General features: G+C 71.6%; 13 protein-coding genes. 5 read left to right on the forward strand and 8 right to left on the reverse strand.

The features are described 5' to 3' along the window. Genes ACFWP2_RS26885 through ACFWP2_RS26900 form a run of 4 tightly spaced genes read right to left on the reverse strand, consistent with a single transcriptional unit; the run spans position 1 to position 3,896 of the window. The gene (locus ACFWP2_RS26885; protein ID WP_063349526.1) at positions 1 to 318 is read right to left on the reverse strand and encodes a bifunctional 3-phenylpropionate/cinnamic acid dioxygenase ferredoxin subunit; all 318 of its coding nucleotides are present in this window, start codon (positions 316 to 318) and stop codon (positions 1 to 3) included. A gap of 5 nt (positions 319 to 323) precedes the next feature. Then, positions 324 to 1,565 (reverse strand): Fe-S cluster assembly protein SufD, encoded by a 1,242-nt coding sequence (gene sufD, locus ACFWP2_RS26890; protein WP_380455922.1) that lies wholly within the window; start codon positions 1,563 to 1,565, stop codon positions 324 to 326. Between the two features lie 54 nt (positions 1,566 to 1,619). Beyond that, complete coding sequence (sufB, locus tag ACFWP2_RS26895; RefSeq protein ID WP_380455924.1) at positions 1,620 to 3,035, reverse strand: Fe-S cluster assembly protein SufB; 1,416 nt, start codon at positions 3,033 to 3,035, stop codon at positions 1,620 to 1,622. Positions 3,036 to 3,044: 9 nt separating this feature from the next. Further along, entirely contained in the window at positions 3,045 to 3,896 is an 852-nt protein-coding gene (locus ACFWP2_RS26900) for a helix-turn-helix transcriptional regulator (RefSeq protein ID WP_380455927.1), read from the reverse strand. Positions 3,897 to 4,050: 154 nt separating this feature from the next. On the opposite strand from ACFWP2_RS26900, the gene ACFWP2_RS26905 reads away from it, so the two are divergent. Beyond that, the gene (locus ACFWP2_RS26905) at positions 4,051 to 4,977 is read left to right on the forward strand and encodes an ABC transporter ATP-binding protein (protein WP_380455930.1); all 927 of its coding nucleotides are present in this window, start codon (positions 4,051 to 4,053) and stop codon (positions 4,975 to 4,977) included. 47 nt (positions 4,978 to 5,024) lie between these two features. After that, the gene (locus tag ACFWP2_RS26910) at positions 5,025 to 5,744 is read left to right on the forward strand and encodes an ABC transporter permease (protein WP_380455955.1); all 720 of its coding nucleotides are present in this window, start codon (positions 5,025 to 5,027) and stop codon (positions 5,742 to 5,744) included. A gap of 76 nt (positions 5,745 to 5,820) precedes the next feature. Here ACFWP2_RS26910 and ACFWP2_RS26915 read toward each other — a convergent pair whose 3' ends face one another. Together ACFWP2_RS26915 and ACFWP2_RS26920 are read right to left on the reverse strand one after the other, a co-directional pair. Then, positions 5,821 to 6,516 carry an LAETG motif-containing sortase-dependent surface protein gene (locus tag ACFWP2_RS26915; protein WP_380455934.1) on the reverse strand — a complete coding sequence of 232 codons (696 nt, stop codon included), beginning with the start codon at positions 6,514 to 6,516 and terminating at the stop codon, positions 5,821 to 5,823. A 406-nt stretch (positions 6,517 to 6,922) separates the two neighbouring features. After that, positions 6,923 to 8,224: a choice-of-anchor A family protein gene (locus ACFWP2_RS26920; protein WP_380455936.1), complete on the reverse strand. Its 1,302-nt coding sequence runs from the start codon at positions 8,222 to 8,224 to the stop codon at positions 6,923 to 6,925. A 266-nt stretch (positions 8,225 to 8,490) separates the two neighbouring features. On the opposite strand from ACFWP2_RS26920, the gene ACFWP2_RS26925 reads away from it, so the two are divergent. Continuing rightward, on the forward strand, positions 8,491 to 9,471 hold the full coding sequence (locus tag ACFWP2_RS26925; protein WP_380455939.1) for a heme A synthase: 981 nt from the start codon (positions 8,491 to 8,493) through the stop codon (positions 9,469 to 9,471). A 73-nt stretch (positions 9,472 to 9,544) separates the two neighbouring features. On the opposite strand, the gene ACFWP2_RS26930 is transcribed toward ACFWP2_RS26925, so the two are convergent. Further along, positions 9,545 to 9,874 (reverse strand): hypothetical protein, encoded by a 330-nt coding sequence (locus tag ACFWP2_RS26930; protein WP_380455941.1) that lies wholly within the window; start codon positions 9,872 to 9,874, stop codon positions 9,545 to 9,547. Positions 9,875 to 9,946: 72 nt separating this feature from the next. On the opposite strand from ACFWP2_RS26930, the gene ACFWP2_RS26935 reads away from it, so the two are divergent. Beyond that, positions 9,947 to 10,588 carry a DUF2461 domain-containing protein gene (locus ACFWP2_RS26935; protein WP_380455943.1) on the forward strand — a complete coding sequence of 214 codons (642 nt, stop codon included), beginning with the start codon at positions 9,947 to 9,949 and terminating at the stop codon, positions 10,586 to 10,588. A gap of 81 nt (positions 10,589 to 10,669) precedes the next feature. Here the strand turns inward: ACFWP2_RS26935 and ACFWP2_RS26940 are convergent, their stop codons facing one another. Next, complete coding sequence (locus ACFWP2_RS26940) at positions 10,670 to 11,617, reverse strand: heme o synthase (protein ID WP_380455946.1); 948 nt, start codon at positions 11,615 to 11,617, stop codon at positions 10,670 to 10,672. 508 nt (positions 11,618 to 12,125) lie between these two features. On the opposite strand from ACFWP2_RS26940, the gene tkt reads away from it, so the two are divergent. Further along, positions 12,126 to 14,225, forward strand: coding sequence for a transketolase (tkt, locus tag ACFWP2_RS26945; protein WP_380455949.1), 2,100 nt, complete (start codon positions 12,126 to 12,128; stop codon positions 14,223 to 14,225). Positions 14,226 to 14,335: the final 110 nt, after the last annotated feature.

Raw genomic sequence — 14,335 nt, forward strand, 5'->3', positions numbered from 1 at the left:
TCAGGACTCCTGGTTGACGGAGACGAGCACATCGTCCCCTTCGATCTTTACGGGGTAGACAGCGACCGGCTTGGTGGCGGGCAGGCCGGAGGGCTTGCCGGTGCGCAGGTCGAAGCTGGAGCCGTGCAGCCAGCACTCGATCATGCAGTCCTCGACCTCGCCCTCGGAGAGCGAGACGTTCGCGTGCGAGCAGGTGTCGTTGATCGCGAACACCCCCTCGTCGGTGCGGACGACGGAGACCGGCACGCCGTTCAGGTCCACGCGCTTGGGAACGTCCTCCTGGAGGTCGCTCAGCGCGCAGGCACGCAGGAAGGTCATCGGGCTCAGACCGCCGCTTCCAGCTCGGCGTCGATCTTCTCCATGAGCTGGTCCTGGACCTCGGCCACGCCGATCTGCTGGAGCAGCTCGGCGAAGAAGCCACGCACCACCAGGCGGCGGGCCTCGTCGGCCGGGATGCCGCGGGCCTGCAGGTAGAAGAGCTGCTCGTCGTCGAAGCGGCCGGTCGCCGAGGCGTGGCCGGCGCCGACGATCTCGCCGGTCTCGATCTCCAGGTTCGGGATCGAGTCGACCCGGGCGCCGTCGGTGAGCACCAGGTTCCGGTTGAGCTCGTAGGTGTCGGTGCCGAGCGCGGCGGCGCGGATCAGCACGTCGCCGACCCAGACCGCGTGGGCGTCCTGGCCCTGGAGCGCGCCCTTGTACGCCACGTTCGACCGGCAGTGCGGCGTGTCGTGGTCGACCACCAGGCGGTGCTCCAGGTGCTGGCCGGCGTCGGCGAAGTAGAGGCCGAACAGCTCGGCCTCGCCGCCGGGGCCGGCGTAGTTGACCCGCGGGTGCAGCCGGACCAGGTCGCCGCCGAAGGTGACGACCACGGACTTGTACGAGGCGTCCCGGCCGACCAGCGCGTTGTGCTGGGCGACGTGGACGGCGTCGCGCTCCCAGTCCTGCACGGAGACGAAGGTCAGCTTGGCGCCCTCGCCGACCAGCAGCTCGACGTTGGCGGCCCGGGTGCCGGTGCCCGCGTGGTTGAGCACCACGACGGCCTCGGCGAACGGCTTGACGTCGATCACCACGTGGGCGAAGCGGACCCCGCCCTCGCCGCGCACGTCGATCCTGACCGGCTCGGCCAGCACCGACTCCTTGGGGACGGTGACCACCAGGGCCTGCTCGAAGGCGCTGAACGCCTGCGCGGCGACCCGGTCGACCGGCGTGCCGGCCTTGCCCAGGCGGGCGTCGTCCCGGCCGACGGTCTCGGCGGTGACGCCGTCCGGCAGCGTGAACTCGACCTTGTCGGTGCCCACGCCGCCTCGCTCAGCTTCGGCGGCGGCGGTTCCGTCGTGCAGCCCGCCGAGGCGGTGCAGCGGGGTGAACCGCCAGTCCTCCTCGCGGCCGGTGGGCACCGGGAAGTCGTTCACGTCGAAGGACGGCTTGACCGCGACGCGCGCGTCGATCGGCTGCTGGACCGTGGTGCGGCCGGTGCCGGGGCCGGCGAGCTGCGCGCCCGCGCCGGCGGTGCCGACCTCGATCGAACCGGCGGTGGTGGAGCCGGTGGTGTTCTGCTCAGCCATGGCTGTTCGTAGTGCTCTCTTCCTCGGAAATGAGTGGACGGCGGCGGCCGGAGGTCAGCCGACCGCGCCCTCCATCTGCAGCTCGATCAGCCGGTTGAGCTCCAGCGCGTACTCCATCGGCAGCTCGCGCGCGATCGGCTCGACGAAGCCCCGGACGATCATCGCCATCGCCTCGAACTCGGTCAGGCCGCGGCTCATCAGGTAGAAGAGCTGGTCCTCGCTGACCTTGGAGACGGTCGCCTCGTGGCCCATGGACACGTCGTCCTCGCGGACGTCCACGTACGGGTAGGTGTCCGAACGGGAGATGGTGTCCACCAGCAGCGCGTCGCACAGCACGTTGGACTTGGCGCCCTTGGAGCCCTCGCCGATCTCGATCAGGCCGCGGTAGGAGGTCCGGCCGCCGCCGCGCGCCACCGACTTGGAGACGATGTTGGACGAGGTGTTCGGCGCCATGTGCACCATCTTGGCGCCGGCGTCCTGGTGCTGGCCCTCGCCCGCGAAGGCGATCGACAGGGTCTCGCCCTTGGCGTGCTCGCCCATCAGGTAGACGGCCGGGTACTTCATGGTGACCTTGGAGCCGATGTTGCCGTCGACCCACTCCATGGTCGCGCCCTCGTACGCCACGGCGCGCTTGGTGACCAGGTTGTAGACGTTGTTCGACCAGTTCTGGATCGTCGTGTAGCGGCAGCGGCCGCCCTTCTTGACGATGATCTCCACGACCGCCGAGTGCAGCGAGTCGGAGGAGTAGATCGGGGCGGTGCAGCCCTCGACGTAGTGGACGTAGGCGTCCTCGTCGACGATGATCAGCGTCCGCTCGAACTGGCCCATGTTCTCGGTGTTGATCCGGAAGTAGGCCTGGAGCGGGATGTCCACGTGCACGCCCTTCGGCACGTAGATGAACGAGCCGCCGGACCACACCGCGGTGTTCAGCGCGGCGAACTTGTTGTCGCCGGCCGGGATCACGGTGCCGAAGTACTCCTTGAACAGCTCCGGGTGCTCGCGCAGCGCGGTGTCGGTGTCCAGGAAGATGACGCCCTGCTCCTCCAGGTCCTCGCGGATCTGGTGGTAGACGACCTCGGATTCGTACTGGGCGGCGACGCCGGCGACCAGGCGCTGCTTCTCCGCCTCCGGGATGCCGAGCTTGTCGTAGGTGGCCTTGATGTCCGCCGGCAGGTCCTCCCAGGACTCGGCCTGCTTCTCGGTGGAGCGGACGAAGTACTTGATGTTGTCGAAGTCGATGCCGGTGAGGTCGGAGCCCCAGGTCGGCATGGGCTTCTTGCCGAACAGCTTCAGGCCCTTGAGCCGCAGGTTCAGCATCCACTCGGACTCGTTCTTCTTCGCGGAGATGTCGCGCACGACGTCTTCGCTGAGCCCGCGCTTGGCCGCGGCACCGGCGGTGTCCGGGTCGGCCCAGCCGTACTCGTAATTGCCGAGGCCTTCGAGCTCGGGGTGCGAAACGGTGTCAGTCATGCGAGCTTCCTAACGCGCGGACGCTGAATCTTCGGTGGACGTACCGGCAGTCGGCACCGCATCGGAGCCGCGTCCCGCCGGGGGCTGGGCGGGCGACGATGCGGCACCGGATGCCGGCACATAGGTGGTGCAGACCCCGTCGCCGTGGGCGATCGTGGCCAGCCGTTGCACATGGGTGCCCAGGAGCTGGGAGAAGACTTCGGTCTCCGCCTCACAGAGCTGCGGGAACTGCTCGGCGATGTGCGCGACCGGGCAGTGGTGTTGGCAGAGCTGGGCGCCCGCCGGGGCCTTGGCCGCGGCCGTCGGGACACGCCGCACCGTGGCAGCGTAGCCGTCGGCGCTCAGCGCCTGGGCCAGCGCCTCGGTGCGCTCTCCGGCGGCGGCCAGGCGCAGGGCCTCCAGGTACTTCTCGGCCTGCTTGCCGAACCGTGCGCGGGCGAAGGCGGCGACCGCCTCCTCGCCCGCCTTGCCGCCGCCCACCGAGTCCGCGATCCAGCGCAGCGCGTCGGCGGCGAGCTGGTCGTACGCCTGGTAGAAGGCGTCCCGGCCGGCGTCGGTGAGGGCGAAGACCTTGGCCGGACGACCCCGGCCGCGGCTTCCGTAGACCCGCTGTTCGCGGGACTCGACCAGGCCGGTGGCGACCAGCCCGTCGAGGTGGCGGCGGACGGCGGCGGCGGTGAGGCCGAGCCGGTTCGCCAGGTCGGCGGCGGAGGAGGGGCCGTGGTCCAGGATCGACCGCGCGACCCGGTCCCGGGTGGCCCGGTGGCCCTCGAGCAGCACCTCGGCCGCCGTCACGGGCACGTCACAGGAGGAGGCCGTCTCGGCCTCCTGCTGCTGGGCGTGCTCGCGCATGTTTTTCACAACACCAGTGTTGCGTAATTACTTCCGTCGGGACAAGCCGTGATCCAGGCCTCACCGGTGTCATCTGTCACGCAGGTTAGCCTTACCTGACCTGCGAAAACGATCATCGAGCCGCCGTCCGGGACGGATGTCGGGCCCTCTTAGACTCGCCGGTATGCACTCCGAACCCGCGGTCCAGATCGCCGGGCTGGTCAAACGCTACGACGACAAGCTCGCGGTGGACGGCCTCGACCTCACCATCCCGACCGGCGCGATCACCGCCGTCCTCGGCCCCAACGGCGCCGGCAAGACCACCACCATCGAGACCTGCGAGGGCTACCGCCGCCCCGACGCCGGCACCGTCCGGGTCCTGGGCCTCGACCCGGTCACCCAGAGCGCCGCACTGCGGCCCCGGATCGGCGTCATGCTGCAGTCCGGCGGCGTGTACGCGGGCGCGCGCGCCGTCGAGATGCTGCGGCACACCGCCAAGCTGCACGCCCACCCGCTGGACGTGGACGCCCTGGTCGAACGCCTCGGCCTCGGCTCCTGCGGCCGCACCACCTACCGGCGGCTGTCCGGCGGCCAGCAGCAGCGGCTCGCCCTGGCGATGGCCGTGGTCGGCCGCCCCGAGCTGGTCTTCCTGGACGAACCCACCGCGGGCCTCGACCCGCAGGCCCGCCGGGCCACCTGGGAGCTGGTGCGCGACCTGCGCCGGGACGGCGTCACCGTGGTCGTCACCACCCACCACATGGACGAGGCCGAGCAGCTCGCCGACCGGGTCGCCATCGTCGACGGCGGCCGGGTGATCGCCAACGGCACCACCGAGGAGCTGTGCCGCGACGGCGCCGAGGACGCCCTGCGCTTCGACGGCCCGCCCGGCCTCGACCTCGGCCCGCTGCTCAAGGAACTGCCCGAGGGCGCCGCAGCCACCGAGACCGCCCCCGGCAGCTACCGCGTCGAGGCGCCCGTCGACCCCCGGCTGGTGGCCACCGTCACCGGCTGGTGCGCGGCCACCGGCATCCTGCCCGAACGGCTGTCCGTCCAGCGCCGCAGCCTGGAGGACGTCTTCCTCGACCTGACCGGACGGGAGCTCCGATCGTGACCACCACGGACTACTCCCCCAAGCCGGGCCCCGCGCCGGTCGGCCGGATGCTGCTGGCCCAGACCGCGTTCGAGACCCGGATGCTGCTGCGCAACGGTGAGCAGCTGCTGCTCACCGTGGTCATCCCGACCGTGCTGCTGGTGCTGTTCTCCGCCGTGGACATCGTCGCGGTCGAGGGCCCCGGCAAGCGGGTCGACTTCCTGGCCCCCGGCCTGCTGGCGCTGGCCGTGATGTCCACCGCCTTCACCGGCCAGGCCATCGCCACCGGGTTCGAGCGCCGCTACGGCGTGCTGAAGCGGCTCGGCGCGAGCCCGCTGCCGCGCTGGGCGCTGCTGACCGCCAAGACCGGCTGCGTCCTGGTGACGGAGGCGCTGCAGGTGGCGCTGCTGTCGGTGATCGCGCTGGCCCTCGGCTGGTCCCCGCACGGCAACCCGCTGACCGTCGCCGCACTGCTGGTCCTCGGCACCGCCGCCTTCTCCGGGCTCGGCCTGCTGATGGCCGGCACCCTGAAGGCCGAGGCCACCCTGGCCGGCGCCAACCTGGTGTTCATCCTGCTGCTGCTGGCCGGCGGGGTGATCGTGCCGCTGAGCCGGTTCCCCGACGCCGTCCGGTCGGTGCTGGAGCTGCTGCCGATCTCGGCGCTCTCGGACGGCCTGCGGTCGGTGCTCCAGGACGGCGCCTCGGCGCCGTGGGCGGACCTCGGGATCCTGGCCGGCTGGTCGGTGCTCGGCCTGGCCGCGGCCGCCCGCTTCTTCCGCTGGGAGTAGCCGGCGGGCACCGACGCGCGACGCCCCCCGGCCACCTCGGGCCGGGGGGCGTCGCGCGTCAGCGGGCCGCGGAGCGTCAGCTCTCCCTGCCGCCACGGCGCTTGCGGGCGAGCAGGACGAGCGCGCCGCCGACCAGCAGCACGCCGCCGCCGGCCGCCGCGATCATCGGGGTCGCGTCGCTGCTACCGGTCTGGGCGAGCGCCGGCGCGCTGGTGGTGGGCGCCGGGGTCGCGGTCGGGGTCTTGCTCGGGGTCGGCGTGGCCGAGGGGGTCTTGCTCGGGGTGGGCGTGGCCGACGGGGTGGGGGTCGCGGTCGGCGTCGGCGTCGGGGTCGGGGTCGGGGTCGGGGTCGGGGTGGGCGTCTTGGTGGGGGTGGGCGTGGGGGTCGGAGTCGGCGTGTGGCACGGCTCGATGGTCTTGGTCTCGTTGATGTTCCAGCCCTTCTCGTTCGGGCTCTCCGTGGTGGTGACCACCAGGTTCGCCTTGATCGGGCCGTTGTGGTCCTTCACCGGGAAGGTGCCGTGGTACTCCTTCGGGAAGGTCTGGGCGTCCAGGACCTTCTCTCCGTCGATGGTGAGGCTGACGGTGTTCTTCACGTCGGCCTTGGGGCTGTAGTTGATCAGATCGATCACGATCTTGTCGCAGGTCACCGTCCAACTCGGCACGTGCGCCGAGGCGTTGGTGGCCAGTGCCAGGGGCAGGAGAAAACCGGCCGCAGCCGTGCCGGCAAGTGCCGTCGCACCGATCGCGAAGTGCCGCTGCTGTCGCGCCATTACTTGTTCCCCTCCGAACGGTCTTGTGCAGCAGGCGTGTTGAGTGGTTCGCGGTGGCCCGCTACGACTGTCCGGGGGACTCTACCGGCACTCCCGCACCCCGCCACACCCCGCCGTACGACCGGATATCGACTGTCCGTCCGTCTTCCGATGTGCATGACCAGCCCATCACAGCCGCCACCTCGCAGAACGTGGATTCGGCAAACCTGAATGGACTTCGTCATCTTCAAGACAGAACGGAGCCCTCGGTGATCGGGTTCAATCACCGAGGGCTCCGATTCAGTCAGCCGACGAACAGCGGGCCATTCCGGCCTTTCCGTCGATACCACCCCTCCGAGCCGGGAACGCCAGGCTCGGCCGGGCTGGCCGGGTCGGCCTGGTCAGTCAGGTCGGCCGGTTCGGGGGCTCAGGCCTTCCCGGCCGCCTTCCGCCGCGCGGCCACCACGATCCCGCCACCGGCCGCGAGCACGACCGCACCGCCGATCGCCAGCGGCAGCACCGGGCCGGAGCCGGTGTGCGCCAGGTCGCCGCCCGCGTCCGGCCGGGCGGACGGGCTGCCCGAGGCCGCCGGAGCGGCGGTCGAGCCGCCGGCCGACGGACCGGCCGAGCCGCTCGCACTGGGCGCACCGCTCGTCGGGGCGGACGGGCTGCCCGAGGGGCTCGCCGAACCGCTCGGGGAGGCCGAGGCGCTCGGCGTGGCCGACGGCGAACCGCTCGGCACGGTCGGCGGGACGGACGGCGTCGGGACGGTCGGGCCCGGCAGGCAGCCGGTGAAGGGGTAGTGGTGCGTCTCCGCGCCGCCCTTGCCGGTCAGCGAGGCGGCGATCACCGAGCCGTTGACCGGGCCGCCGCTGCCGAGGTCGAAGGCGGCGTTCGGCGCGAGCACGGTGCCGGCCCAGGCGGCCTGGCTGTTCTTGACCACCTTGGTGGCGGTCGGGAAGTTCCAGAGCAGCTTGGCCCGGATAGCCCCGCCCGCGGCACTCTGCAGCTTGTCGTCCAGCACGAAGGCCTTCTTGCCCTCGTCCCACAGGTGGAAGCCGGTGGTCCCGGCCGCCGCCATGTCGTACGAGCCGCCGGTCACGTTGACCACCGTCACCGAGCCGGCCGGCACCTTGAGGTAGACGTCCTTGGCGCCCTGGAGCTTGGCCGCGTCGACGGTGAAGCTGTTGTACTTCGCGTCCCCGCCGGTGAACGTCAGCTTGGCGCCCTCGGCCTGGACGGTGGCGCCGGCGGTCTGCGGAACGGCGGCCAGCGAGGTGGCGGCGGTGCGCAGCTTGGCGAACTCGGCCTTGAAGTCGATCGGCGAGGGGCCCTGGGCGACGGCGCCCTGGTGCGCCTGGACCACGGCGCCGTCGGCCTTGGCGCCGAAGACTCCGTTGCCCTTCATCACCTGGGTGTTGTGCCCAGTGATCCTGCCGGCCACGACCAGGGCGTTCTTGCCGGGCAGCGCGTCGACCTGGGCCGCGGTGAGCTCCTGGCCGACCGAGAAGCCGCCGGTGAAGTCGGCGTTGCCGCCGACCGCGACCGCGCCCTCGGCGTCGGGGGTGTGGGTGTCGTCGCCCTCGATGAACTCGCCGTAGAGGTTGGCGACCCCGAGGCCGCGGCACTCCTGGTCGGCACCGACGGCCTGGGCGGCCGGCGCGACGAGGCCGGCCAGTGCGAGCGAGCCGCCGACCGCGAGCGCGGCGGCGGAAGTGGGTATGCGCATGTGCAGGTCTCCGCTTGCGTGCGGGCGTAGATGGGGGAGGGGTCCGAAAAGGTATGGACCAACCCGCACTCTTTCGGCCAAACGGGTCAATGGTCAAGACCAATTCACTCCTTGACCGAACCGCCCCGTTTTGTCCGCGTGTCGCTCCCCCGCGTGTCGCCGCCCGCCGCCCGCGCCCTTCCCGGCCCCGCCGCCCCCACCGCCCCGTCCCGCTGCCCGCGCCCCGCCCGCGCCCCGCCCCAAGATCGCCTGTAAGGCCACCTACGATGGACCCCGTGTTTAACCCCTTCTCCCTGCTCGCCGAGCGCTGGCAGCCATCCGCCGAGATGGTCCGGCGCGCCGCGTTCGCCGCGCTGGTGATGAGCGTGGTGATCGTCGTCACCGGCGGCGCCGTCCGGCTCACCGCCTCCGGCCTCGGCTGTACCACCTGGCCCCGCTGCACCGACGAGAGCCTGACGCCCACCGCCGAGATGGGCTTCCACGGCGTCGTCGAGTTCACCAACCGGATGCTCACCTACGTGCTGAGCGCCGCCGTCGGCTGGGCGATCCTGGCCGCCCGCTGCCACCGCCCCTGGCGGCACAGCATGACCAGGCTCGGCTGGGCCCAGTTCTGGCTGGTGATGAGCAACGCCGTGCTCGGCGGCATCACCGTGCTGACCGGCCTCAACCCGTACACCGTGGCGCTGCACATGATCGCCGCGATGGCCCTGGTCTGGGTCGCGCTGCTGATGTGGGAGCGGTCCAAGGAGGGCGACGGCCCGGCGCGACTGTCCGTGGCCCGGCCGATCCACCAGCTCTCGTACGTCCTGGTCACCGTGATCGGCCTGCTCGTCGCCGCCGGCACCCTGGTGACCGGCGCCGGCCACCACCCGGGCACGCCGAAGGACAACAAGATCGTCCCGCGCATCCCGATCGACTACGACCGCCTGGCCCAGTTCCACGCCGACTTCGCGTTCGTCTCGGTCGGCCTGGCCATCGCAGTGATCTTCGTGTTCGCCGCCGTCAAGGCCCCGCAGCCCGCCCGCGCCCGGGCCAAGGAGCTGCTCGCAGTCCTGCTCCTCCAGGGCGTCCTGGGCTTCATCCAGTACTTCACCGACGCCCCCGAGCTGATGGTCGGCCTCCACATGCTGCTCGCAGCGCTGACGTGGATCGCCGCCCTACGCGTCCCCCTCGCCCTGCGCACCCGCGGGACCGAGGAAGTCACCGACCAGCTCCCCGCCCAGACCCCGCAGACCGCCTCGGTCTGACCCCGGCGACACACGACGGCCCGGTTCCCCCGTGCGGGGGAACCGGGCCGTCGCCGCGTCCGGGGGGGCGGGCTCAGCCGCCGATCTGGATGCCGGCCATCCGCTTCCACTCGTACGCGCCGGTCTTCACCTTGAGGCCCAGCTCGCCCTCGAAGTTCTCGTGGAGGGTCAGCCCGGCCAGCTCCGCGGCCCGGCGGCCGACGGCGTAGCTGGGGGCCACCTGGTCGCCCCAGGCGCCGTCCGCGCCGACCACGACGATCCGGGTGGCCACGGCGCCGACGTACTCGACGACCGCGTCGGCGCTGCCCCCGTGCTGCTGGGCGAAGCTGGTCAGGTGCTTGGCGATGCGCTTGGCGCGGCGCTCAGTACGGGCGTCCGGCGTGGCGGTCTCTGCGCTGGTCATGCCCGCATGCTACCCACCGGTAGCGCCGCTGGCGACGGGACCGCCCTGTGCACCGGGCCACATACTGGAGGAGTGACGTTCACAGGCTGGCCCGCCGAGGCGCTCGACTTCTACGAGCACCTGGAAGCCGACAACTCCAAGACCTTCTGGCAGGCCCACAAGGACGCCTACGACGGCGTCGTCCGGGCCCCGATGGAGCTGCTGCTCGCCGAGCTGGAGCCGGAGTTCGGGCCGGGGAAGATCTTCCGCCCGAACCGCGACGTCCGGTTCAGCGCCGACAAGTCCCCGTACAAGACCCACATCGGCGCGCACCTGGAGAGCGGCGGCTACATCCAGCTCTCCGCCGACGGCCTGGCCTGCGGCAACGGCTTCTACCAGCTCGCCCCGGACCAGCTGGAGCGCTACCGGGCCGCCGTCGCCGAGGACGTCGGCGGCGCCGAGCTGGAACGGGTGATCGCCCGGGTGGAGCAGCAGGGCCCGCTGGTGGTCGGCCGGGACTCCCTCAAGTCGGCCCCGCGCGGCTATCCCAAGGACCACCCCAGGATCGCCCTGCTGCGCCACAAGGGCCTGGTGGCCTGGCAGGAGTGGGAGCCGGCGAAGTGGCTGGGCACCCGCGCCGCCTACACCCGGATCACGGGTTTCCTGCACGCCTCCCAGCCACTGCGGGACTGGCTGGAGGACCACGTCGGCCCGTCCGAGCTGTCCTCCCGCTGAACCCTCCCCCGGCACGCGAAGGAGCCCCGGTCCGTTCGGACCGGGGCTCCTCGGCGATGGGGCCTGCTCGCGCGATGAGGCCTACTTGACGAAGGGGTCGATCGCGCAGACCACCATCAGCAGCGACAGGTAGGTGATCGACCAGTGGAACAGCCGCATCTCCTTGAGCTTCGCGCCCACGATCCCGGCCTTGGCCCGCCCGTACAGCGCGTGCGCCTCGCGCAGCCACGCCCCGCCCAGCAGCACCGCGGCGACCGGGTACAGCCAGCTCATGTGCCCCAGCGGCCAGAGCGCCAGCGAGACCGCCACCATCACCCAGGAGTAGACGACGACCTGCTTGCCGACCGCCACGTTGCCCTTGATCACCGGCAGCATCGGCACGCCGGCCCGCGCGTAGTCGTCGCGGACCTTCATCGACAGCACCCAGGTGTGCGGCGGCGTCCAGAAGAACACCACCAGGAACAGCACCACCGCGGCCCAGGACATCGAGTTGGTCACCGAGGACCAGCCGACCAGGACCGGCATGCAGCCGGCGATGCCGCCCCAGACGATGTTCTGCGAGGTGCGCCGCTTGAGCCCCAGCGTGTAGACGAACACGTAGAACAGCAGGGCGCCCAGCGCCAGCCCGGCGGACAGCCAGTTGACCCCGAAGCCGAGCAGCAGGGTCGAGACGACGGCGAGCACGATGCCGAACACCAGCGCCTCGCGCGGCGACACCATCCCGGTGACGATCGGCCGCCGCTCGGTGCGCGACATGACCGCGTCGATGTCCCGGTCGATGTACATGTTGAGGGCGTTGGCGCCGCCGGCCGAGAGGTAGCCGCCGACGACGACCTTCAGCACCAGCAGCATGTTCGGCACGCCCTGTTGAGCCAGGAACATCACCGGCACGGTGCTCATCAGCAGCAGCTCGATGATCCGCGGCTTGGTCAGTGCGACGAACGCGCCGACACGGGCCCCGAACGGCCGGTGCGCAGGAGTCGCCCCGGTGACCCCGGCGGGACGGGTTTCGACGGCGGTCACTAACACCCCAACTGAAGATGAATCTTCGCAGGCGTCCACAGGAACGAAGGGTCCCGAATCGTCCGCTCTGCGCGTACCACGACACCATAGACGCTCCATATATCGCATCCGGCTCCGGGGTCCCCCGGCGAGGCGGAACGCACACCCGCGGGTGAACCGCCCCGGCGACGCCCTCGGGAGCCTCCGGCGACGCCCTCCGGGGTCCGCGGCCGCGTCTTCGGGTGCCCGCGGCGAGGCCCGCTCGCCCGTCCTGACCACCGGAGCGGCGCGGCCCCGCGAATCGGGAGAGTCTGGGACAAATCCATTCCGTCCGTCCCGGTGGGAATCTGCATGCGGAATTGCCGGTTGTCCCAGCACGGAGGGTGAGCCGCGACCCGGACGGTAGGCTCGCACGCAGAAGCGGGATCTACCCTCCGTGACCGGCACCACCCAGCGTCGGGACCACAGCGCCGTGGCCGACCCGGTCCCCAATTCACGGGGTCACTCTTCACAATGGAAGGAGCCCTGAGACAGGGTGAGCACTGCGCCGACGAACGCATTCGAGTGGACCGATCTGGACGAGCGCACGGTTGACACCGCGCGGGTCCTGGCCATGGACGCTGTCCAGAAGGTCGGCAACGGGCACCCCGGGACGGCCATGTCGCTGGCCCCGGCCGCGTACCTGATCTTCCAGCGGTTCCTGCGCCACGACCCGACCGACCCGTCGTGGGTCGGGCGTGACCGCTTCGTCCTCTCCCCGGGACACACCAGCCTGACCCTCTACACCCAGCTCTACCTCGCCGGCTACGGCCTGGAGCTGGACGACCTGAAGGCCTTCCGCGTCGCCGGCAGCCGCACCCCCGGTCACCCCGAGCACGGCCACACCGCCGGCGTGGAGACCACCACCGGACCGCTCGGCCAGGGCATCGCCAACGCGGTCGGCATGGCGATGGCCGCCCGCTACGAGCGCGGCCTGTTCGACCCGGAGGCCGCGGCCGGCACCTCGCCGTTCGACCACACCGTCTGGGCCATCGTCTCCGACGGCGACCTGGAGGAGGGCATCTCCGCCGAGGCCTCGTCGCTGGCCGGCCACCAGAAGCTGGGCAACCTGGTCGCCCTCTACGACGACAACCACATCTCGATCGAGGGCGACACCGAGACGGCCTTCTCCGAGGACGTCCTCAAGCGCTACGAGGCGTACGGCTGGCACGTCCAGCGGGTCACCCCGAAGTCCAACGGCGACATCGACGTGGCCGCCCTCGCCGAGGCGCTGGCCGCGGCCAAGGCCGAGACCTCCCGCCCGTCGATCATCGCGATGCGCACGATCATCGCCTGGCCGGCCCCGAACGCCCAGGACACCGCCAAGGCGCACGGCTCCGCGCTCGGCGCCGCCGAGATCGCCGCCACCAAGAAGGTCCTGGGCTTCGACCCGGAGAAGACCTTCGAGGTGAGCGACCAGGTCATCGAGCACGCCCGCCTGGTGATCAAGCGCGGCAAGGCCGCCCGCGACGAGTGGCAGCAGTCCTTCGAGGCCTGGCGCGCCGCCGACCCGCAGCGCGCCGCCGAGTTCGACCGCATCGAGGCCGGCGAGCTGCCCGAGGGCTGGAAGAAGACCGTCCCCTCCTTCCCGGCCGGCAAGGACGTCGCCACCCGCAAGGCCTCCGGCGACACCCTCAAGGCGCTCGGCGCGGTGATCCCGGAGCTGTGGGGCGGCTCGGCCGACCTCGCCGAGTCCAACCTCACCACCATCGACGAGGACAGCTCCTTCCTGCCCGAGGGCAACCCGCTGAAGTCGGCCGGCCCGTACGGCCGGACGATCCACTTCGGCATCCGCGAGCACGCCATGGGCTCGACCATGAACGGCATCGCCCTGCACGGGAAGACCCGCGTCTACGGCGGCACCTTCCTGGTCTTCGCCGACTACATGCGCCCGGCCGTCCGCCTGGCCGCGCTGATGAAGCTGCCGGTCACCTACGTGTGGACGCACGACTCGATCGGCCTCGGCGAGGACGGCCCGACCCACCAGCCGGTCGAGCACCTGGCCTCGCTGCGCGCCATCCCGGGCCTGGCCATGGTCCGCCCGGCCGACGCCAACGAGACCGCCGTCGCCTGGCGCACCGTCATCGAGCGCCAGACCACCCACCCCGGCCCGGTCGGCCTGGCCCTGACCCGCCAGGGCGTCCCGACCTTCGACCGCGAGGTCTTCGGCTCCGCCGAGGGCACCGCCAAGGGCGGCTACGTCCTGGCCGAGGCCTCCACCGGCGACCCGCAGGTGATCCTGCTCGGCACCGGCTCCGAGGTCCAGCTGGCCGTCCAGGCCCGCGAGGTGCTGGAGGCCGAGGGCATCGCCACCCGCGTGGTCTCACTGCCGTCCTTCGAGTGGTTCCAGGAGCAGGACCAGGCCTACCGCGACAGCGTGCTGCCGCCGTCGGTCAAGGCCCGGGTGTCGGTCGAGGCCGGCATCGCCCAGGGCTGGCGCGAGCTGGTCGGCGACCACGGCCGGATCGTCTCGCTGGATCACTTCGGTGCCTCCGCCGACTACAAGGTGCTGTTCGAGGAGTTCGGCATCACCGCCGAGCGCGTGGTGGCCGAGGCCCACAACGCCCTGCGCTCCCTCGAAGCCGTCAACCGCTAGCGGCTCCGGGCCGCGGGGCCCCCCCCCCCCCGGCCCCCGGGCCCCCCCCCCCCCCCCCCCCAGCCCGTGTGTTTTAAAAAAAAAACAGCCCCCCACAACACCGAGAAGCG

The organism is Kitasatospora sp. NPDC058444 (assembly GCF_042721415.1).
GTDB lineage: Bacteria > Actinomycetota > Actinomycetes > Streptomycetales > Streptomycetaceae > Kitasatospora.